General features: G+C 35.4%; 19 protein-coding genes and 1 rRNA gene. 16 read left to right on the top strand and 4 right to left on the bottom strand.

Annotated features, from left to right (window positions below; translation table 11 throughout):
• Nucleotide 1 precedes the first annotated feature (1 nt).
• The gene (locus D1Z92_RS11415) at nt 2-664 is read right to left on the bottom strand and encodes an SOS response-associated peptidase (RefSeq protein ID WP_128895806.1); all 663 of its coding nucleotides are present in this window, start codon (nt 662-664) and stop codon (nt 2-4) included.
• A gap of 267 nt (nt 665-931) precedes the next feature.
• Between D1Z92_RS11415 and D1Z92_RS11410 the strand changes: the two genes are divergently transcribed.
• The 8 genes from D1Z92_RS11410 to D1Z92_RS11375 all read left to right on the top strand — a co-directional run bounded on the left by D1Z92_RS11410 (nt 932) and on the right by D1Z92_RS11375 (nt 11,190).
• Complete coding sequence (locus D1Z92_RS11410) at nt 932-3,397, top strand: beta-propeller domain-containing protein (RefSeq protein ID WP_128895805.1); 2,466 nt, start codon at nt 932-934, stop codon at nt 3,395-3,397.
• Nucleotides 3,398-3,580: 183 nt separating this feature from the next.
• On the top strand, nt 3,581-4,678 hold the full coding sequence (gene uptA, locus D1Z92_RS17965) for an undecaprenyl phosphate transporter UptA (protein WP_128895804.1): 1,098 nt from the start codon (nt 3,581-3,583) through the stop codon (nt 4,676-4,678).
• A gap of 210 nt (nt 4,679-4,888) precedes the next feature.
• Nucleotides 4,889-5,512: an MBL fold metallo-hydrolase gene (locus D1Z92_RS11400; protein WP_128895803.1), complete on the top strand. Its 624-nt coding sequence runs from the start codon at nt 4,889-4,891 to the stop codon at nt 5,510-5,512.
• Nucleotides 5,513-5,666: 154 nt separating this feature from the next.
• Nucleotides 5,667-6,269 carry a TetR family transcriptional regulator gene (locus D1Z92_RS11395; RefSeq protein ID WP_164931587.1) on the top strand — a complete coding sequence of 201 codons (603 nt, stop codon included), beginning with the start codon at nt 5,667-5,669 and terminating at the stop codon, nt 6,267-6,269.
• A gap of 87 nt (nt 6,270-6,356) precedes the next feature.
• Nucleotides 6,357-6,953 carry a TetR/AcrR family transcriptional regulator gene (locus D1Z92_RS11390; RefSeq protein ID WP_164931586.1) on the top strand — a complete coding sequence of 199 codons (597 nt, stop codon included), beginning with the start codon at nt 6,357-6,359 and terminating at the stop codon, nt 6,951-6,953.
• 156 nt (nt 6,954-7,109) lie between these two features.
• Nucleotides 7,110-7,718 carry a TetR/AcrR family transcriptional regulator gene (locus D1Z92_RS11385; RefSeq protein WP_164931585.1) on the top strand — a complete coding sequence of 203 codons (609 nt, stop codon included), beginning with the start codon at nt 7,110-7,112 and terminating at the stop codon, nt 7,716-7,718.
• Between the two features lie 451 nt (nt 7,719-8,169).
• Entirely contained in the window at nt 8,170-9,585 is a 1,416-nt protein-coding gene (locus D1Z92_RS11380; protein ID WP_128895799.1) for an NAD(P)/FAD-dependent oxidoreductase, read from the top strand.
• Nucleotides 9,586-10,008: 423 nt separating this feature from the next.
• Nucleotides 10,009-11,190: a M24 family metallopeptidase gene (locus D1Z92_RS11375; RefSeq protein WP_128895798.1), complete on the top strand. Its 1,182-nt coding sequence runs from the start codon at nt 10,009-10,011 to the stop codon at nt 11,188-11,190.
• A 136-nt stretch (nt 11,191-11,326) separates the two neighbouring features.
• Here the strand turns inward: D1Z92_RS11375 and D1Z92_RS11370 are convergent, their stop codons facing one another.
• Together D1Z92_RS11370 and ytvI are read right to left on the bottom strand one after the other, a co-directional pair.
• Nucleotides 11,327-12,247, bottom strand: coding sequence for a proline dehydrogenase family protein (locus tag D1Z92_RS11370; RefSeq protein ID WP_128895797.1), 921 nt, complete (start codon nt 12,245-12,247; stop codon nt 11,327-11,329).
• Between the two features lie 236 nt (nt 12,248-12,483).
• A complete protein-coding gene (ytvI, locus tag D1Z92_RS11365; RefSeq protein ID WP_128895796.1) occupies nt 12,484-13,578 on the bottom strand; it encodes a sporulation integral membrane protein YtvI in 1,095 nt (364 codons plus the stop codon).
• Nucleotides 13,579-13,810: 232 nt separating this feature from the next.
• Here ytvI and D1Z92_RS11360 point away from each other — a divergent pair, with 232 nt between their 5' ends.
• From D1Z92_RS11360 to D1Z92_RS11330, 7 genes are all read left to right on the top strand, one after another.
• Nucleotides 13,811-14,194, top strand: coding sequence for an ATPase (locus tag D1Z92_RS11360; protein ID WP_128895795.1), 384 nt, complete (start codon nt 13,811-13,813; stop codon nt 14,192-14,194).
• A gap of 280 nt (nt 14,195-14,474) precedes the next feature.
• On the top strand, nt 14,475-14,762 hold the full coding sequence (gene gatC, locus D1Z92_RS11355; RefSeq protein ID WP_128895794.1) for an Asp-tRNA(Asn)/Glu-tRNA(Gln) amidotransferase subunit GatC: 288 nt from the start codon (nt 14,475-14,477) through the stop codon (nt 14,760-14,762).
• 171 nt (nt 14,763-14,933) lie between these two features.
• Complete coding sequence (gene gatA / locus D1Z92_RS11350; protein ID WP_128895793.1) at nt 14,934-16,391, top strand: Asp-tRNA(Asn)/Glu-tRNA(Gln) amidotransferase subunit GatA; 1,458 nt, start codon at nt 14,934-14,936, stop codon at nt 16,389-16,391.
• 33 nt (nt 16,392-16,424) lie between these two features.
• Complete coding sequence (gene gatB / locus D1Z92_RS11345) at nt 16,425-17,870, top strand: Asp-tRNA(Asn)/Glu-tRNA(Gln) amidotransferase subunit GatB (protein WP_128895792.1); 1,446 nt, start codon at nt 16,425-16,427, stop codon at nt 17,868-17,870.
• A 67-nt stretch (nt 17,871-17,937) separates the two neighbouring features.
• Nucleotides 17,938-18,402, top strand: a complete 465-nt coding sequence (locus tag D1Z92_RS11340; RefSeq protein WP_164931584.1) for a GNAT family N-acetyltransferase — start codon at nt 17,938-17,940, stop codon at nt 18,400-18,402.
• Nucleotides 18,403-18,614: 212 nt separating this feature from the next.
• Nucleotides 18,615-19,055, top strand: a complete 441-nt coding sequence (locus D1Z92_RS11335; RefSeq protein ID WP_128895790.1) for a Fur family transcriptional regulator — start codon at nt 18,615-18,617, stop codon at nt 19,053-19,055.
• 254 nt (nt 19,056-19,309) lie between these two features.
• Nucleotides 19,310-21,064, top strand: coding sequence for a glycosyl hydrolase family 18 protein (locus D1Z92_RS11330; protein ID WP_128895789.1), 1,755 nt, complete (start codon nt 19,310-19,312; stop codon nt 21,062-21,064).
• Between the two features lie 78 nt (nt 21,065-21,142).
• On the opposite strand, the gene D1Z92_RS11325 is transcribed toward D1Z92_RS11330, so the two are convergent.
• Nucleotides 21,143-21,499 (bottom strand): DUF2614 family zinc ribbon-containing protein, encoded by a 357-nt coding sequence (locus D1Z92_RS11325; RefSeq protein ID WP_128895788.1) that lies wholly within the window; start codon nt 21,497-21,499, stop codon nt 21,143-21,145.
• 741 nt (nt 21,500-22,240) lie between these two features.
• Between D1Z92_RS11325 and D1Z92_RS11320 the strand changes: the two genes are divergently transcribed.
• Nucleotides 22,241-22,306, top strand: a 16S ribosomal RNA gene (locus D1Z92_RS11320); the annotation flags it as partial.

The following is a 22,306-nucleotide window of genomic DNA, read 5'->3' as shown; positions in this document are numbered from 1 at the left end:
GTTAAATGGGTTGAATGCATTCAGGGCTATCAAAGGCTGCATTGCCCATTTTTTTTGTGACTGGAATAGCACGCATCTCATGAGCATGGTAAGGTTGCATGAGAGATTGTAATGTGGGAATAGACTGTTTGGGCATTAACCACGAGTCGATATGATTTCGCTTTAAAATGACGGGCATACGTTGATGGATGTGCTCCATAAACGTATTAGCTTTCGTTGTTAATATGGTGCATGTATGAATTTTCTTCTCATGTTCATCTTGCCAAGTATCGTAAAGTCCAGCCATTGCAAACAATGGTTGGTCTTTTAAAGTGATATATAACGGCTGCTTACCATCTTCGTTTTGCTTCCATTCAAAAAATCCGTCAGCAATAATAATACATCTTTTCCTCGCAAATGAGTTTTTGAAAGAAGGTTTTTGCATCACTGTTTCAGATCTAGCATTAATGAGCTTGCTTCCAATTTTACTGTCTTTAGCCCAATGTGGTATAAGGCCCCATTGTAACGTTCCAATTCTCATTGCATCTTGATGTTTGATACACGAGAGCACGCTTTGTGTTGGTGCAATATTGTATCGTGGCTTCCACGTCATAGGTTTGTGATCCAAGTTGAGATATGACAGTATTGTTTCTTCTTCCGCTGTTAACGTAAATCTACCACACATATGTATGTTCCTTTCATTTATGTTTTTTTGCTTCCATTATTTTTCCCAAAGATAAGTTATATCAAAACTACTGTGTAACAAATGTATGAACATGTCAACATGCCCAACAGCTATTTTTTGTGATTGTTATGCAAACACGCATAAAAAAGCAATATCTCTTTCAAAATGGAAAGAAAGAGGAGAAGTAGTGAAGTTTTTTTATTTTTTTTAATTTTGTTGCAACTTTTACCTCATTTATATCGTTGATGTAGTAAGGAGGCGAATAAAATGAGGAAAGGTATTACCTGGTTTCTACTAATAGCATTGATTTTATCCCCACTGACTTTACAGACCTATGCGCAAGCACAGTCTTATTTTGTAACAGTGGATGGAGAACCATTGGTGTTAAGTGACGGTGGCGTAATAGAAGAAAAAGGAAGTTCCTTATTCGTTCCTTTAGAAGATTTAACTAATCAAATAAATGCACATATAGAGCGGAAAGAAAATGGTACTGTAATAGTATCAAAAGATGGTTTTAACGTAACACTCACCCCATTGAAGGACAGCATGCTCATGAATGGGGAAGATGTAGCCCTTCCATATGGCCCTTATTGGAAAGAAGAGAAGCTGATGGTTCCATTGCGTAGTATAGTGGAAGGAATAGGAGCTAGCGTTTATTGGCAACAAGAAATGAATACTGCTAGTATTTTTACAGAGCCTACAGTAGGGGATGCAGTATTAACGCAAGTGGGATCGTATGAACAGTTGAAATTATTAGCGGAACAATATCAAAACAATATGAAAAATAACATCGTTGTGATGTTTAATGACACTCTTACTTTACAATCAGAAGAGCCATTTACAGTGAAGGACGAAGCATCTATAACTTCAAATGATACTGCTGCTGAAGAAAGTGTTTCTGAAACGAATGTCCAAGTTCAGGGTGTAGATGAAGCAGATGTTATCAAAACCGATGGGCAATATATGTATCAAATTTCCGAAAACAAATTACTTATTAGTGACGTCATGCCAGCAGAAAAAATGAAAGTGGTAAATGAAGTCACGTTTGAACATACATTTACTCCGACTGAACTGTATGTCGACGATCGCTATCTCGTTGTCATAGGAAACAGCTGGGAAGAGCGATACGATATGGATGGTATCCACAAAGATTCCACACCAGATGAGAGTGTAGAGGAAGATTTAGAAGTGCAATCACTCATATTGCCGGAAGAACCTTATTTCCCGAGAAATGAATATGTTGCTGCTTACGTATACGACTTACAAGATCGCACAAATTTACAGCTTATTCGAAGTCTTAAAATGGAAGGTTACTACATGACGTCTAGAAAAATTGACGATACGCTATATTTTGTAAGTAACTATTACCAAGATGTATATGATATTTTGAACACAAAAGATACTATCCCGTCTCCTGTTTATCAAGACTCTAATATTCATCAACAGCTAACGGAGATAGGTTATGACAGGATGTATTATTTTCCACAATTTGATAGATGGGATTACACATTAATTGGTAGTGTGAATTTAGCTATGCCAGAGGTAAAAATGGATGTGAATGCTTATGTTGGCGGAGCGGAAACGGTGTATGCCTCTAAAGACCATTTATATTTGGCTGTACCTGCAAGAGAAGGTGTCGAAGTACAACCGTTACAGGCCGACAATGTTGATAAAAACAGCGATGATGAATCTACTGGGCCTGATGAGATTGATATAAGTATGGAAACCGAAACGGATGTTACCGTTCAAATACAAAAAATTGATTTTGCACCAGCAGCAGTAGATACCATAACAAAAATTTATAAATTTTCGCTTGGAGAAAACAAAGTGAAATTTAAAGCAGAAGGGCAAGTTCCTGGTCATGTGCTTAACCAATTTTCTATGGATGAATATGAAGGTGATTTCCGTATTGCTACTACGAGTGGGCAACACTTTGGTTGGGGTGAAGAGCAAAAAAATAATGTATATGTTTTAGATGAACAGCTAAATCAACTAGGTAAAATTGAAGATATTGCACCTGGTGAAAAAATATACTCCGTTCGCTTTATGGGAGATAGGGGATATATGGTTACATTTAAAACAGTAGATCCGTTATTTGTTATCGATTTCAGTGAAAGTGACAATCCAAATATTCTTGGTCAGTTAAAAATACCAGGTTATAGTGATTACTTACATCCATATGATGAAAATCATTTAATAGGTTTTGGAAAAGATACAGTAGAAGTAGACGTTAAAGATAGAAATGGCAATACAGTTGGAACAACGGCGTATTATCAAGGAATGAAAATGGCATTATTTGACGTAAGCGATGTGAGTAATCCGATTGAAAAGCATAAAGTAATGATTGGAGACAGAGGTACACATTCTGAACTACTTCATAATCATAAGGCACTTACGTTTCATCGTGATATGAATTTGTTGGCATTTCCAGTAACAGTGATGGAAGTCAATGAAGCAGACAAAAATAATGTTACTGCATATGGGAGTTTTGCTTTCCAGGGTGCACACATTTATCACATTTCTGCAGAAGATGGCTTTCAACTAAGAGGAGAAATTACACATTTGACAGAAGATGATATTCAAAAGTCGGGACATTATTGGAGCGATAGGGAAAAAACTGTCCAACGTATTATGTATATAGGTGATACACTGTATACTATCTCTCCTTCTAAAATAGAAGCACATGATTTCACCACGCTAGAAACGATACAAGAACTGCAATTAAAAAAATAAATATAAAATATTTAAGTATAAAGTACAAACCGACTAGGGCCACCTCTTTGTAAAAGAGATATTACCTATGTTGGTTTATTTTTTGTCAGTGTTAAAGATAAATAGCATATGCTCATACATTTTGTTAGTAACGTCAAAGTAATATGATAAAATGGAAAAAATATAAAGAAAAGAGAAAATGATATGGATGTACTGAAACAATGGATTGAATTTGCACTAGAATGGGTAACACAGTTAGGTTATTGGGGAATAATGCTCGGATTAATGATTGAAATTATACCGAGTGAGGTTGTACTTGCATATGGGGGTTATCTAGTTTCCATGAATGAAATTACATTTTGGCAAGCTATCCTGTTCGCAACCATCGGTGGAACGATTGCCCAACTCTTTTTGTATTGGATTGGACTATATGGCGGAAGGCCATTTATACAAAAGTATGGAAAATATATTTTTATTTCTAAACATCACATGGAAGTTTCGGAAAAGTGGTTTAAGCGCTATGGCAGTGGTGTTGTTTTTTCGGCACGATTTATTCCTGTTGTACGCCACGCTATCTCTATTCCAGCTGGCATAACAAGGATGTCATTTCTTAAATTTACAATGTATACCGCATTAGCAGTTATTCCTTGGTCTATTTTCTTTGTATATGTGGGTATGGAATTAGGGTCTAATTGGGAACAAATAGAAGAGAGGGCAACTTCATATGTTGTTCCATCTATCATCGTATCTGGTTTACTTCTTGTAGTATACTTTTTGATAAAAGCAAAAATAAAAAAAATTAACGTTAAAAAAGCGGGTAATGCTGGAGAGCGTATCATTGCAAACCAACTATCTTCTTTACCTAAAGATTATCGCGTACTGCACAATGTAATCATCAAACCAAAGTATGGAAGCAGACAAGAGTTTGATCATATTGTCATTGGTCCAAATGGTCTTTTTCATATCGAGACTAAAAATTGGTCAGGGGATCTTATTTTTACAAAGCATGGATTTGAGAGAAGCAAAGGTAAGGCGAAAACACAAGACCCAACAGGACAGTTGTACCGACATGATGTCGTGATTAAACAATTCCTCCGTGAGTATGGGTATAAGTGTGATGTTGAGGGGCTTTTATGTTTTACACATCCCAGAGGCAATGTCATCGGAAGCTCGCCATCATTTAAAACACTAAAGGCAAATCAACTATTACAACAAATTCATACTAAAAAAACAAAATCAAATCTCAGTAAAAATAAAATTGACAATATTTTTAAATTAATAAAAGAAAAAAGTGTAAAGTAGCCTAAAGCAATGAGTTTAAAACCATTAGTTTGAACAAAATGTGGACATACCATAAGTAAAATGATTTATATGGCTTGATAGTTTTTGATTGTTTTCTTCTATATTGTGCGTTAAAATTTGGAATATAGGCTGATTTCTATACTGTCATTGTCCAATAGCGATAATAATTCTCATATACCTGCAAAAAATATAGCGGGAGGAGGGAGGTATATGTTGAAGATAGAAAAATTTACACTTGGACCATTAGCTACAAACGCTTATTTACTTTTACACGAAGCAAAACGCAAAGCAGTTGTCATTGATCCAGGTTTGAACCCAGCGCCTTTAATAAAGCGCTTGCAAAATTATGAAGTCGAAGCTATTCTTTTGACACATGCACACTGTGATCACATTGGGGGAGTAGACGAGATAAGAAAAAGTAAGAAATGTAACGTTTTTCTTCACCCAGATGAAAGTGATTGGCTCACTAACCCCATGTTGAATGGATCCATACTTTTTCCTCAAATGGGAGGAGAAATAAAAACAGATAAAGCCGAGCAAGCATTGTTAGATGGTCAACAATTGAACCTCCTTGATGAAGTCATCAAAGTATATCACACTCCAGGCCATTCACCAGGAAGCGTTAGTTTTTTGTGGAATGATCATTTATTTAGTGGAGACGTCTTATTTCAGCAATCCGTTGGGAGAACGGATTTGCCCTATGGTGATATGGAACAATTGCTACGCTCTATTCATGATTGTTTATTTCAACTAGATGATAATACGGTTGTTTATCCAGGTCATGGAGAAATAACATCAATCGGAATGGAACGTTTAAATAATCCTTTTGTGTAACGTTATGTAACATGGAGACAATGAGAAGTTGACAATAAGTTTACATTTTTACCATGATGCGATATGATGAGTATGATGTAATTAAATCTGATTTGAATACTTGTAAATAGATGAAACTTTTTGTTTAAATGATTAACGTGATGGAGAGATGGTCATGACAGTAAAAGAACAAAATATGAAAACAAGAATATTGTATGCAGCCAAAAAATTGTTTTCTGAACAAGGTTTTGATAAAACTTCCGTAAGAGAAATCTGTGAAGTAGCAGGGGCAAATATTGCCTTAGTCTCTTATTACTACGGTGGTAAAGAAAAATTGCTCAAAGCTTTATTTGAACACTTTGTTCCAATAAATGAAATAAGGGATTTGTTAAAAGATGTAGAAGAACCAGTAGAATGGTTAAACATACTAATCCAACAAATCGTTAAATTTAAGTTAAATGATGTTGAGATGGCAAGACTTATTAGTCATGAGAATGCGTTATCAACAGAGCGTGTAGAAACATACAAACTTCGAACCTCGTCATTGTGGGCTGATTTAAAAGAAAAATTAATTTTAGGAAAAGAGCAAGGTGTTTTTCAATACAGAGACATCAACATTACCATTGTAATGATAATCGGCATTTTACTACATAATAGTGTGGCCATGTACAATGAATTAATTGATGATAAAAATTTATCTTTGAATGAACATGTTAAATCTGTAAAGTTGTTTGTGTACCAAGCTTTGGGCATGGAAATAGAAATGGAAGCGATTTAGTTTTTTTGTTTTTGGGGACAAGTAGTTGCTTAAATGTGGCAAATACGTTATAAGTACAAGTAAAAGTAAAGGTATGGGGCGATGAATATGGTGATGCAACATTTAAATATGAAAACAAAGTTAATGTATTCCGCAAAGAAATTATTTGCAAGTCAAGGATTTGATAAAATTTCTGTAAGAGAAATATGTGAAGAAGCTGGGGCAAACATTGCGCTAGTTTCCTATTATTTTGGTGGCAAAGAAAAATTATTCAATGAACTTTTTCATACGTTTGTTCCTTTAAGTGAGATTAAAGAACTAATAGAAAAAGAGGATATATCTCCAGTTGATTGGATAAAAGAATTAATTTATACCAACGAAAAATTTAGAATTTCTGATCCTGAAATGGCTATCATCATAGATAGAGAAACAGACATGAACACAGAACGTACTAAATTTGTTGTCGAAGAAGTCTTTCCGCTTTGGAGAAAGTTACGTGAAGTCTTAGTGGAAGGACAACAGCAAGGAGTATTTAAGTTTGAAAGTGCAGATCAAACGATGATGTATGTGATTAGTTGCTTAGTTTCTGTACGTTTTTCATTATATAAAGACTTATTGGATCAAGACGAGTACCCATTAGATGTCATGGTGAAGCATAAAGAATCCTTTATATTTAATGGATTAGGAGTTAAATATACCGCATAAAAGATAGACTCAAAAGTATGGACGTATATGACATTTCATATCATAGTCTATGCTTTTGAGTTTATACAAAAAAACTGTACCTACGCGATGCTACATTCATATGAAATGCAAACTGAAAAAAGTATTTTTGAAACATATAGAATGGAGGATGAGGAAATGGTTCAACACATGGATGCTTACAATATGAAAGCTAAAATTCTTTTTTCTGCTAAAAAGCTATTTTCAGAACAAGGTTTTGATGGAACTTCTGTCCGAGAAGTGTGTGAGGAAGCTGGTGCAAATATTGCGCTTGTGTCATATTATTTTGGTGGAAAAGAAAACTTATATTACAGCTTAATGGATACCTTTCTGCAGTTTGAAGCAGTACAGAAGGAAACGGAAGAATACAATGAGCCAATTACTTATATCAAGCAGTTATTTCATTCATTTATCACTTACATGATGTCGGATAAGCAATTATTGAATATTGTCATTCAGCAATCTGTCATTCAATCTAACCGTTCCCAGTACATTCAACAAAAAATGGAACCGATTGTTACAAAGTTAAAATCTATGTTGTACTTAGGTAAAGAAGAAGGAACGTTTCACTTTACATCGTTAAATGAAACGCTAATAAGAGTGATGAGTGTATTATTATCTGATTATAATTTCTTGCTTGATACACAATTTGCTGGTGATGAAAATGATAGTCATCTGTTAAAAGAGCAAATAGAAGAAAAAGTTAGTTTTGTTCTCGGTGGATTAGGAGTAATTTTAAATTCTTAATTTAAAATTACTTTTATTTTTACTTCATATTAAATAAATGTAAAATAAAATAGTATACCATTCTCTTAAAACAAAAATAAATGGTTTACAATTCACCTTGCATAATCAATGTGATGCAAACATAATGTTTATTGAATCTAGTTAAATAATTATTTTTTTACATTTTAGTTACTTTAAGTGATTATAGTGATATTTTGCAATACTATATAATACTATATTTTTCGTATAATCATAGTTATACTAACTAAAATAACGCTTTCAAAAAAAATAAAACAAAAAATACCGAACATTAAATTTTATAAAAATAAAATTGTTCGGTTTTTTTGTTGACAAAAATATAAATCCTGCATAGAATAGTAACGGGATATGAATAGGATACAGGATGTTCTTCATTAACATGATCGTTCATATCCATACCGAAAATTTCAAAACAAAAGGAGTACGTACATTTATGGGGAAATTCGATACAATCGTTGTTGGTGCTGGACCTGCAGGAATATTTGCTGCTTATGAGCTTCATCTTAAAACCCCTCATAAAAAAATATTGCTTATTGATAAAGGTTTAGACATTAACAAAAGAAGATGTCCTATTTTAGAAAAGAGAATAAAACTATGCCCTCCAGCAACAAAGAAAAAAGAATATGCAGGTTGTTTGCCGGCATGCTCCATAACAAATGGATTTGGTGGAGCTGGAGCGTACTCAGATGGGAAGTTTAACATTACAACAGAATTTGGAGGCTGGATGACAGATTACTTACCTCCTTCTGAAGTCATGAATTTAATACAATATGTAGATGATATAAATTTAAAACACGGTGCAACTACATCCATTACGGATCCTACTACTTCAAAGATAAAAGAGATAGAAAAAAGAGGCTATGGTGTAGGGTTGAAACTGCTTCGTGCGCAAGTTAGACATCTTGGAACAGAGCAGAATCTAGAAATTTTACGCTCTATTTTTGATTACTTACAAGACAAGATTGAAATGCGTTTCAAAACAGAAGTGCTAGATATTACAGTTAATGATAATAGAATCAATGGATTAATATTGGCTAATGATGAAAAAGTAGAGGCAGATCATGTTGTTATTGTTCCTGGTCGCGACGGTTCTGTTTGGTTATCTAACATACTCAAGAAAAATGGCATTCGCATGATGAATAACCAAGTAGACATTGGCGTTCGTGTAGAAACATCAGATGTCGTGATGCAAGAAATAAACCAACATTTATATGAAGGTAAATTCATTTATAATACCAGTGTGGGAACGAGGGTAAGAACGTTTTGTTCCAATCCAAGTGGACACGTTGTAGTAGAAAATCATAGTGGAATTATGTGTGCTAATGGTCATTCTTATAAAGATAGTGCATTAGGAAGTGCCAATACGAATTTTGCTTTACTCGTTTCTCACAAGTTTACGGATCCGTTCGACAGCCCAAATGAATATGCACAGGAAATATGCAAAAGAGCGAATGAATTATCCAATGGCGGTGTGTTGGTTCAGAAATATGGAGATATTTTAAGAGGTAGAAGATCAACTCCTTCACGTATTCAAGAAGGATTTTTGGAGCCAACACTAAGAGAAGCTGTTCCAGGTGATTTAGGTTTAGCATTACCTTACGTTACACTGAAGTCCATTATGGAAATGATTCAAGCATTGGATCATGTCACACCAGGTATTGCTTCTGAACACACATTACTGTATGGTGTGGAAGCTAAATTCTATTCTGCTAGACCAAATTTGAGCGACTGCTTTGAGACAGAAATAGAAGGGTTATATGTTGGTGGTGACGGTGCTGGAATCACTAGAGGGTTGGCCCAGGCATCTGCATGTGGCGTTCGCATTGCAAGAAGTATCGCTGGACAGTAAGAGTAATCTTTATATATAAGTTGAATTAACTTGTAAAAGCAACTTATTACCGCTATCTATAAGATGGAGAAATTTCAACATGATAACCTTTACGCCTGGCAACTGAGGCGTAAACTTGGTTCTCATTATTTCTTCATCTTATATAGAAATGATAAAAACAAAGTATAAAAAAATACTATAAATAATATATAAAATGAGAGAAAGACAAGCATATAAGCCATATTAAGATATAAAAGAGAGGAATAGTGGCGTCATTGCCTGCATTTTCTCTTTTTTTATTTCATGTTGATAGAGTCAGAACTTTTAGAATTTTTGACTACGTTGTAAAATGAAGTATGGTAAAGTATAGAAGAGGTATGATTAGCTAGTAATACCAATAGTCTCCCAATTAACTTTTACTATAAATAAGGTGGTGTATACATCGTGGACGTTTACGCAACTAGAATTCAAAAGTTACAAAAGAAGATGAAACGACAGCAATTAAATGCCTTTATTATCACACAAAACGTAGATCTTTATTATCTGACTGGGTCTATGCAGATGGGATGCTTAGTGGTACCTGATGAAGGTGATGCAGTATATTATGTAAAGAAAAGTGTAGTACGAGCAAAAGAGGAAGCCAATGTTAAGGTAGAAGAGCTCGGTTCCTATCGTGCGTTGGCCCAGCGTATACAGCAAACATTTCCACACGTTTTCTCGGATAAGGAATACACTTTGGCTATGGAATTTGATGTTCTGCCAGTGCAATGGTTTCAACGTTATCAAAACATGTTCCCAGAAGCACATTGGGTAGATGGTTCTAACCTCATTCGTCAAGTACGCATGATAAAAGACGAGACTGAAATAAAAGCAATAAAAAAGGCAGCAGCTGCAGTGGACGTTGCTCTCCAAACTGCTGTTTCAAAAATCAAAGAGGGAACAACAGAAATACAGCTTTTAACTTGGATAGAAACGGCCCTTCGTGAACATGGCCATACAGGGTATATGCGTATGCGAGCATATAATCAGGAATTAGTCATTGGCATGGTTGGAGCAGGTAGCGGTAGTGCAACACCAAGTTACTTTGATGGGCCTGCGGGAGGAAAGGGCATTACCCCTGCATTTCCACTGAATGCATCAACTAAAACCATAAAAAAGAATGAACCTATATTACTTGATTTAGGTTGTAATGTTGACGGATATGTCATTGATCAGACCAGAATGGCAGTCATCGGTGAGCTTTCAGATCCGCTTCAACATGCTTATCAAACTGCTGTACATATATTGCGTGAAGTGGAGAAACAATTGCGACCAGGGACCATATGTGAACATCTTTATACACAATCATTACAAATGGCCGAAGAGGCAGGATTGTCTCATCATTTTATGGGTTATGGACAAGATCAAGCTAAATTTTTAGGTCATGGTATTGGACTGGAAATGGATGAGCTACCTGTGTTAGCGAAAGGATTTGAAGTAGCACTAGAACCAGGGATGGTGATTGCAATCGAACCTAAATTTACATTCCCTGAGCAAGGGGTGGTAGGTATTGAAAATACATATTTGATCACAGAAACTGGGTTTGAAGTATTGTCCATATCGGATGAACCATTAATCCAGATTTAATGCATCATGCAAATAGACGTAGCAATGTAGAGTGTAATGTAACCTCACTCTTTTAGTGTACTGGAATGTGTGCTCACTCTCATGAATGGTAGGAATGAAGAACCGTTACATGAAAGTGAGTTTTTCAATGTATTCACTATTTTCCGAAAAGTCCTTTAATAACGAATGACACATTTGCAGGTCGCTCTGCTAAACGTCGCATAAAATAAGCATACCAGTCGTCACCATATGGAACATAAACGCGCATGCGATATCCTTCTTCTACTAATTTTAATTGGGCTTGATAGCGAATCCCATATAGCATTTGGAACTCAAATTGATCACGCTTGAGGTTGTGCTCTTGTTCTAATTGCTTAACGAAATCAATAATTTGAGCATCATGTGAAGCAATAGCCGTATAATGTCCGTTCAAAACATGTTTTTTTATGATAGATTTATAATTTTCATCTACATCTTTTTTATCTTCATAAGCTACTTCTGGCGATTCCTTATAAGCACCTTTGACTAATCTTAAGTTGACATTATGTTCTCCTAATTGATCCATATCTTCTTGTGTTTTAAATAAATAGGCTTGTATTACGGTGCCGACATTGTCGTAATCTTTCATTAATTCTCTTAATAACTGAAGCGTCATTTCGTTGTGAGCGTAGTCTTCCATATCAATACGTACAAAGTTGTTACCATAGGTTTTTGCTGCATCTAAAATCATAGACATATGCTTTAAACACAAGTCATAATCGATATCCAAACCAAGTTGGGTTAATTTTAAAGATAAATTACAATCTACTTTTGCTTCGTGGATTGCTTTTAACGTTTGAATGCAGTAGGATGTCGAATCTTCTGCTTCTTCTAACGTATAAACAAACTCTCCTAAGTGATCTACTGTGCACAATAATCCTTTTTCATTTAACTTCCTAACGGTATAAATGGCATCGGCTATCGTGGCCCCAGCTACGACTTTTTTAGCGCCAAAACGTAGTCCCCATTTCTTTGCAGCGGTGTTGAGTGTTTTGTTTTTAGACAAAAAAAGAAAAAAGTTTTTCATGAGTTGTTCCATATGCTCACCTCTAATTTTGAAATGAATGCTCCTAAAGGAAAAGGGATGAAAGCATTTTCATTTTAACACATTTTTCTTGCAAGTAGGTGGAACAAAATCATGCTATCAATCTAGTACGACGTTTGTTTATCATTGTTTATTAAAAATCTCCACCTAACAATGAGATGGAGATGAAATACATAAATAAAGTTTAGTTTGAGCGTATTGGAAAGATAGAGAAGTCGTGCAGCACATCATTATGTACGATTTAAATCATCGTATTCGTCCTCTGGCAGTCGAATCCAACGCTGAAGATAACCTTGATCATATAATGCTTTCAGTAAAATAATGAGAATTGGAGAAAGAATTAATCCAACGATCCCAAATATAGACACGGAAACAATCATAAATACAAATGTCGTAAAAGCACTAACTCCAAGAGATTCACCTGTTATTTTTGGCTCTAAAATTTGTCTCGTTAACAGAATGATCGAAAGCAACCCTGTTAACCATATGGCAAGAATCATATCACCCGTAAAAAACAAATATAATATCCAAGGGATGAATAAGGTGGATACACCAAGCAATGGTAGTACGTCAAATATTCCTCCGACAACTGCAATCGTTAATGCATTATCCACTTGTAAAATGAGCAAAGCAACTAAAATAACAACAAAAGTAACAGAAATCAATTTTAATTGCGCTTTTACATAGAGCACTAACCCTTTGATTACATTTTCACTTAGAAATGAGAAAGCATTTTTAAATGTATTTGGTGTTTTTTCTTTCATGATTCTCTTCCAATAGTCTGCTTCTATACTTAAAAAATAAGTAATGATAACCGCTATAACGATATTAATCACAAATCCAGAAAAAGATGTGATGTACGTAACTATCGTATTTAATACCGTGGTACCGATTGTTGCTATACTTTCACTCGCTGTGGATAAGTAATCCGTAATTTGTTTTACCACATCAGGAGGTAATTCTCCAAACCGTGCTTGTATCCATTGGAGTGATTGTTGTAATTGAACTTGAAGTTGAAAAGATTGTAATTTACTAATCAAGGCACTCAATTGCGTGTAAATAATAGCACCGATACCAAGGATGATGGTCGTGAGAACGAGTATAAATACTAAAAGCGATATTGCCGTAGCTATGGATTTTTTCATACCTTTGCGATTTAAAAATTTAGCAAATGGTTCAATAATCATAAAAATAACAAACGCATAAAAGACAGGTTTTGCAATGCTAAACATAAGGCTGAAAATCCACATCGTCAAAAAGACAGTTAGCACAATCAGTCCAATATCAAATGCGGTTTTATAATATTTTTTGTAAAAAGATAGCATAAATCACCTCGCTAATTTAGAGTAGTAGATTGTCTTTGTATATTTGGCCGTTCATGCCACATGATCTAGCATGTTTAGTAAGAGTATACAATATCATCATTGTATATTAAACCATATCGATCATTATTATTGCCTTTTTTTACGACATTAAGTCCAGAAAAACACACCATGTTGGACATATCTATTATTTTTTAGTAACATAAATATACTAACGAGGTTAGGAGGGTTGGCGATGTATAAACTGGGACAAAAAGTATGTGTAGTTCAAGATTCCTTAGAACAGAACCTTCCTATTGGAAAACAGGCCTATATCATAGCTTATGAGCGAAATGCTGATAATATATTTGATTATGTAATACGTGTTCCGAAAGTAGGTAAACATTTTTATGTACCTGCTAGTGATGTAGAAGCTGTGGAAGCAGTGATGCAGCAAGTCGTAGATAATATAGAGAGAGAAGCGCTGATTGATTTTGCGTTAGCTACAAAAAACGAGCAGCTTTTTTACAATGTATTAAATGGTGAGCAGATGGAAGCCGAATCACATCATGACAAGGATGCTAGCAATATGGACGCTAAAGAATTCATCAAACAGGTGAATTTAAGAGCTTGGATTTAATGCGTATGTAAATATTTAAAAGGATGTATCTATGAACAATCTCGTAGATGCATGCTTTTTTTTGATTTTCCTTATATATACCTTGTTCAACCAACTTATTACTACTAATCATAAGATGAAGAAATTTCAACATCATAACCTTTACGCCTGGCTACTGAGTCGTAAACTTGTATTCCATTATTTCTTCATCTTATATATTTCATATGTCAATTAGTTTGAGCCTACAGGACTTGTCATGTATAATGTAAAGAATGAAAAAATGATGAAAAGAGGTGTGGAGATGAGCATTTCTGTTAAGGACGTTGAGCATGTAGCAAACCTTGCTCGTCTGGATTTAAAAGAGGATGAGAAAGTGATGTTTACAGAGCAACTCAATCACATCTTACAATATGCAGATGCGTTGACTCAATTAGACACAAAAGATATTGAACCAACGAGTCATGTGATGAAAATGATTAATGTGATGAGAGAAGATCAAGTTAAGCCATCATTACCGATTGAAAAAGTACTACTTAATGCTCCGGATGAAGAAGAAGGCCAGTTTAAAGTGCCATCTGTTTTGGAGTAATAAAGTAATAAAATAATGGACTAACTTGTGAGGCATTGAAATGTAATGAAAAGTGGTAAAAAAGTAGTTTGAGTAATTAGAAGTTATTTTGAAATATACAAGCGAAAGTTTTTTCTTTTGTTAAAAGGAATTTTAGCATAAGGTTCGAAAGATCGAAGGGAGGCTATTGTTTTGTCGTTATTTGACATGCGATTACAGCAAATACATAACTTATTGACAAACAAAGAATTATCAGTCACAGAACTTGTGGAACATTCTCTAAAGCGGATTAAGGAAACAGATGGGGATATTAAGGCGTTTTTGCGTGTCGATGAAGAAAATGCAAAAAAGCAAGCCATACAAATGGACGAGCAGTTAATGAATCAATCAGAAAGAGGGCTGCTTTTTGGTCTACCAGCTGGGATCAAAGATAACATGGTAACGGAAGGTTTGACCACTACAGCGGGTAGTAAATTCCTCGAAAACTACAATCCGATTTACGATGGAACTGTAGTGAAAAAATTAAAAGAAGCACAGTCTGTGACAATGGGTAAGCTTAACTTAGACGAGTTCGCCATGGGATCATCATGCGAAAATTCAGCATTTTTCCCAACTAAAAATCCATGGAATTTAGACTGCGTACCAGGAGGATCTAGTGGTGGATCTGCTGCCACTGTAGCTGCTGGACAAGTGTATTTCTCACTTGGATCAGATACTGGTGGTTCTATTCGTCAGCCAGCGGCATACTGTGGTGTTGTCGGTATGAAACCTACTTATGGACGCGTATCCCGCTACGGATTAATTGCGTTTGCTTCATCACTAGATCAGATTGGTCCTTTAACGAAAAATGTAGAAGACTGTGCTTATGTGCTACAAGCGATAAGTGGACATGATCACATGGATTCGACTTCCGCTAAAGTAGATATTCCTGACTATACGAGTAGTTTGACAGGGGATATCAAAGGACTACGTATTGGTGTGCCAAAAGAATTTTTAGCAGAAGGTATTGACCCAGGTGTAAAGGAAGCAACGTTAAAAGCATTAAAAGATTTAGAAGCACTTGGCGCTGTTTGGGAAGAAGTATCCCTTCCGCATTCTCAATATTCTCTTGCTGCATATTATTTGATTGCACCATCAGAAGCTTCTTCTAACTTAGCTCGCTTTGATGGAGTACGATACGGAGTTCGTAGTGACAATGCGGATAACTTATTAGAACTGTATCATCAATCACGCAGTGAAGGATTTGGTCCAGAAGTAAAGCGCCGTATCATGTTAGGGACGTACGCATTAAGCTCTGGATACTATGATGCATACTATAAAAAAGCACAGCAAGCAAGAACGCTAATCAAGCAAGATTTCGATCAAGTTTTTGAAAAATATGATTGTATTATTGGTCCATCTGCGCCAACAACAGCGTTTCCTTTTGGTTCAAAAACCGATGATCCGTTGCAAATGTACTTAAACGATATTTACACGATACCAATCAGTCTTGCTGGATTACCAGCAATCAGTGTACCGTGTGGATTTACCAATGGCCTTCCTGTCGGCTTGCAAATTGTAGGAAAAGCTTTTGACGAGTCTACGGTACTACGCGTTGCTCATGCGTATGAGCAACATACAGATCATCATAAACAACGTCCAAATCTTTAATGAGTAATAGAGTATTCTTTAGGAGGATAAAGTATGTGTGCACAAACTAAATATGAAACCGTTGTTGGTTTAGAGGTTCACGTCGAATTGCATACGAAATCAAAAATTTTCTGCGGATGTTCTACTTCTTTTGGTGCTCCCCCAAACACACATACATGTCCTATATGTTTAGGACACCCTGGTGTGCTGCCCGTACTAAATAAACAAGCAGTAGAATATGCAATGAAAGCGGCGTTAGCGCTTAATTGCACTGTCGCTACAGAAACGAAATTCGACCGTAAAAACTACTTCTACCCTGACTCACCAAAAGCGTATCAAATTTCTCAATTTGATAAACCGATTGGTGAACATGGATGGATTGAGATAGAAATAGAAGGTAAGAAAAAAAGAATCGGTATTACACGCCTTCATTTAGAAGAAGATGCGGGTAAATTAACTCACATGGAAAGCGGATTCGGATCATTAGTTGATTTTAACCGAGTGGGAACACCGTTAATTGAAATTGTATCAGAGCCTGATATTCGTACTCCAGAAGAAGCTAAACTTTATTTGGAGAAATTGAAGTCCATTCTGCAATATTGTGATGTATCCGATGTGAAAATGGAGGAAGGTTCACTGCGCTGTGATGCCAACATCAGTATACGTCCTTTTGGTCAAGAAAAATTCGGTACTCGTGCGGAATTGAAAAACATGAACTCTTTCAGAGGTGTACAAAAAGGACTAGAGTACGAAGAAATTAGACAGGCAGAAGTGTTGAATAGTGGCAACAACGTTGTTCAAGAAACAAGAAGATGGGACGATGCCCAAAATATTACGATATCCATGCGTGGAAAAGAAGAATCGCATGATTATCGTTATTTTCCAGACCCTGATCTCGTTACCGTGATTATTGAAGATGAATGGAAACAAGCGGTGTTGGGTTCCATTCCAGAATTACCGGATGCACGTAAAGAAAGATATAGTAGCGAATATAATTTACCTTCTTATGATGCAGAAGTGATAACGGCTTCTAAATGGCTAGCAGATTTCTTTGAAGAAAGCTTAAAATATACCAAAGATGCAAAAGCAGTATCAAACTGGATGATGGGTGAATTATTAGGGTATGTGAATGCTAATAATTTAGAGCTCTCCAAGCTGATCATTACAGGTAAAGGTTTAGGGGAAATGATTAACCTGATTGAAAAAGGGACAATCAGTTCTAAAATTGCGAAGCAAGTGTTCAAAGATATGCTGGAAACTGGTAAACAACCGCAGCAAATCGTTGAAGAAAAAGGGCTTGTTCAAATTAGTGATGAAGGTGCGATTAAATCTATCGTTGAACAAGTAGTTGCTGCTAACCCTAAATCTGTAGAAGATTTCAAAAATGGTAAAGATAGAGCCGTAGGCTTCCTTGTGGGTCAAGTGATGAAAGAGACAAAAGGAAAAGCTAATCCTGGTCTCGTAAACAAAATCATTAAACAGTGCCTACAAGAGCAGTAAAAAGAAAGGCCGTCCATTTTTGGGCGGTTTTTTATCATGCACTCATATGATGAAAGGTGGAACTAAGTTGATTCGTCTCATTGATCGAACCTCAAACGATGAACTGGAACAGTTGTGGTTAATGCAGCACGCTGCATATCGTGTTGAGGCTAACCTGATTGGTTTTAAAGCATTACCTCCATTAATGGAAACTAAAAAGCAGCTGCGTGAGGTTCCTGAAATATTTTATGGATACTTTAACGAAAGTGAGTTGCAAGGTGCGCTTTCTTTGGAAAAAAACATGGATAATATCACCATTTGCAGAGTGATGGTTGATCCTGACCATTTTGGAAAAAGCATTGCAAGTCAACTTTTACAACATATCATGAATATATTCCATTCGTATCTCATTAAAGTTTCCACATCCGAATTGAACGAACCAGCGATTAAATTATACACAAAACATGGTTTTGTATTAGATTCAAAAACAGTACTTTCTGCCAAAATAAGTTTAGTTCATTTAAAAAAAATATCTCAACATACAAAATCATAACCTTAATGTATAATAACAAGCTGACCATCATTGCTTGGATGAAGGTATATAAGTAAATGTTTGGTCAGTTTCTTTTTGTTTGTTTTGCATGATAACTAAAAAATAAGGAAATCATAGTACTCACCTATGTGTAATTTACATACAATACATTGACAATATTCAATCGAAAGCTATAAAATGAATTATATATTGTTTTGAAAGGTGTGAGGAGAATGGCATCCGATCTTGAACATGCGTTAGATCAATTGAAAAAAATCGGTGTACGTATGACACCACAGCGTCATGCTATTCTTACCTATTTATTAAACACAAGAGTTCATCCCAGCGTGGATGAAATTTATAAATCAATGGAACCTAAGTTCCCAAGTATGAGCATCGCCACGATTTATAATAATTTAAAGTTATTTATAGATGCAGATTTAGTTAGAGAGTTAACGTATGGAGATGGTGCGAGCAGATATGATGCCGTAATGTCTGATCATTATCATGCTATTTGTACAGAATGCGGAAAAATATCGGATTTTGAAATGCCTCCACAACTCGATGCAGAACATAAAGCGCACAAGGAGACAGGTTATCAAATCCACTCTCATCGTTTAGAAGTTTATGGCGTTTGCCCTCATTGTAGCGAAATGAAAGCAGCAAAACATTAACATCATTGTCATGCAATAAACAGTTTAAATAGGTAAGATAGTGCGACTTCATTATGGAGTCGCTTTTTTTGTTTAAAGCTTGATTTTTTATATAAAAAAACAATGAGAGAGTGCATGTCGTCGGTTAGGTACTTTTTGCTTATTGACGATAAAATATAGTGTACATACAATAGTGATAGATAGTTATAGCATAAAAAAGTAATTCTACACCTATATATTTCTTTTTAAGACAACGATTTGGAGGGTCTAAAACATTGAACCAACAAACTTCATCCTATTCCCAGCAGCATAGAAGAATAATGAAACACAACAGAAAAAGTAAATGGCCTTTATTTTTTATTATGCTTTTCGTGATAGCTATTATTGCTACTGTCTTTATCTATGTTCAAAACACAGGAAATAAAAATTATGAACAAGTTCCATTTAAAAATCAAAACCCTATTTTTTATCAACATGAAGAATTAGAAAAGGGTGCTATAGGTAAGCAGGAATCTTTAAAGCTGCCATTTTCAGTCATACAAAATGTTATAGATCCGAATATTTTTTATGATGATGCAACACAATCGGTCATTATTACAACCAATGATAAAGTCATGAGAATGCAGACAGAACAATTGACTGCCATGATCAATGAACAGCCTATATCCCTAAGTTTTTCAGTCGAGATCGTAGATGGAGAAGCATATGTACCCATCCAACCGTTAGTAGATATTTATGATATTGCTATACTTCAATATGAACAATCTGATGCGGTGTTTATTTTTAAAGATGGGGAGAGCATACAATGGGGAGAGATTGGAGTTCATTTTAAAGATGCCACTCAACTCACGCCTGTTAGAAAAGAACCTTCAAATGAATCTCCTATCATTGTGGATGGAGAAAAAGGACAGCAGGTGATGATATTAGGGGAACAAAAAGGATGGTATCAAGTTCAGTTGAAAAGCGGGAGCATCGGATTTATAGATAAAGATGATGTTAGTTTATATGATGTGGAAGTCATTCAACGTAATGCAGATACATTGCCTAGTTATGTTCCGTGGAAACCGATAGATGGGAAAATAAATGTAACGTGGGAATACGTGAACCGTGTTAATCCAAATGTCAAAGATATTCCACCTATGATCGGTGTCAATGTCATCAGTCCAACTTGGTTTGAAGTACAAGATGAACAAGGTAATATTTTAAATAAAGCGGATGCTTCCTATGTACAGTGGGCTCACGAAAATCAAATGCAAGTGTGGGCATTATTTAAAAACAATTTTCGAGATCCAGATATGACGTCAGCTTTACTAGCAAACTATGATGCAAGAATCAATATGATTAAGCAGCTCCTTACTTATGTGGAAATGTATGATCTGCAAGGAATCAATATCGATTTCGAAAATGTATATTTGAAGGACAAAGATAACTTAACTCAATTTGTACGAGAGCTCACCCCTTTTATGCACGAACAAGGCGCAGTAGTGTCTATTGATGTTACCATTCGGGGCGGAAGTGAAATGTGGTCATTATTTTATGATCGTGAACGACTTGGAGAAGTAGTAGATTATATGATGGTGATGACATACGATGAGCACTGGGCTAGCAGTCCAAAAGCAGGATCCGTTGCTTCTTTACCTTGGGTAGAGAAAGGCATTACGGATATTATAAAAGAGGACAGGGTCCCACCTTCAAAATTATTAGTTGGTGTTCCATACTATACTAGACTTTGGATGGAGGAGACGATTGATGGAGTGACTAGTGTGTCGTCCAAAACATTTTCCATGACAGCAGCACAAAATTATATAAAAGAAAAAAATCTTGAGCCCATTTACGATGAACAAACAAAACAAAATTATGTTGAACATACAGAAGGCAATATCGTGTACAAAATGTGGATAGAAGATGCGGTCTCTATGAAGGCAAGAGCAGAGTTAGTGAACAAACTTGATATTGCTGGAATTGCTTCATGGAGAAGAGGGCTTGAGACACAAGATGTTTGGGAAATCATTCACACTGAAATTCAATAATTTATACCGAAATTCAATAAACAATAAAAAACAACTCTTCTCATGGAGAGTTGTTTTTGTTGTACTACATATTTTTTATTACATATCTTTTTGTTTTTCGTCACCGTTGGTAGCCATGCTTGGATCTAATGTCAGCATCGTTTTACAATACATGCAGCGATCTGAAGTACCTAATATCTGAGTTTTTTTACCGCATTCAGGGCAATGTAATGTTACAGCAGAAGTAGATAAAACACCCGCAAAGGCATAAATAGCCGTACTACCTAATGATAAAATAATACCTAAAATCAAAAATATAAAAAGAAAAATTCTTCCGTTTTCACCCATCCATAAAACACCGGCAGTTCCTAAAATCATGGTGAACATACCACCTAACATTAGAAACAACCCCCACGTTCTAAATTGTGATGCTTTACTTGTTTTAAACTTCGTCATGAGTTTACTCCTTCTATTACATATATTATGTAACATGTTTTCAGTTTGAGTGTTACAGTTTTTAAAAAAAATGTGTTGAAACCATGTGCCAAATGATACATTCATGAATACAATAATGAGGCGATCACATGCTAATTGAATAAATCAAAACATCATAAATATTATATAAGAGATTAGTTTGGTATACAAGAAAGATGAATGAATCAAAAGCACTTCATATAATGTAATGAAAAAACTTAAATATATTTTAAAAAAAGTTTAAAAAGGTATTGCATAGAAGTAAGAACCTGTGATATATTAGATCTCGCCGCTTCACCAGAAGCTTTTACGAAAGACTCACGAAGCGGGAGAGAACATCATCGCAAATCTACTTCATATCGATATAGAGTGAAATGGAAACAGCAACATGATCTCGCAAAAAACTTTTAAAAAAAGTGCTTGTCAAAGTAAACACGATATGATATATTGATTAGGCCGCTGTTGAGGCGGGCAACACAATCAAGCAAATAGCAACACACAACATTTGCACTTTGAAAACTGAATCGCAAGCGAGTCCAACAAGATTCTTCTTATGAAGAATCAAACCGGAAATTTAAAGTAACAAATACATGAGCAATCAAGCTCAAACCTTTATAACCTTTCAATGAAAGATCTTTTGCCTTTGGCAAAAATCACTTTTGATTCAAGCCAAGCTAACTGGTCTTTTATAAGGTTAAAAGTTTTTGCCTTTGGCAAGAAACTTTTTTGGAGAGTTTGATCCTGGCTCAGGACGAACGCTGGCGGCGTGCCTAATACATGCAAGTCGAG

The sequence above is a fragment of the Longirhabdus pacifica genome (assembly GCF_004115085.1).
Taxonomy (GTDB): domain Bacteria; phylum Bacillota; class Bacilli; order Paenibacillales; family DSM-105158; genus Longirhabdus; species Longirhabdus pacifica.
Note: the sequence above shows the minus strand (reverse complement) of the source record. Positions and strands in the feature narration are given on the sequence as shown.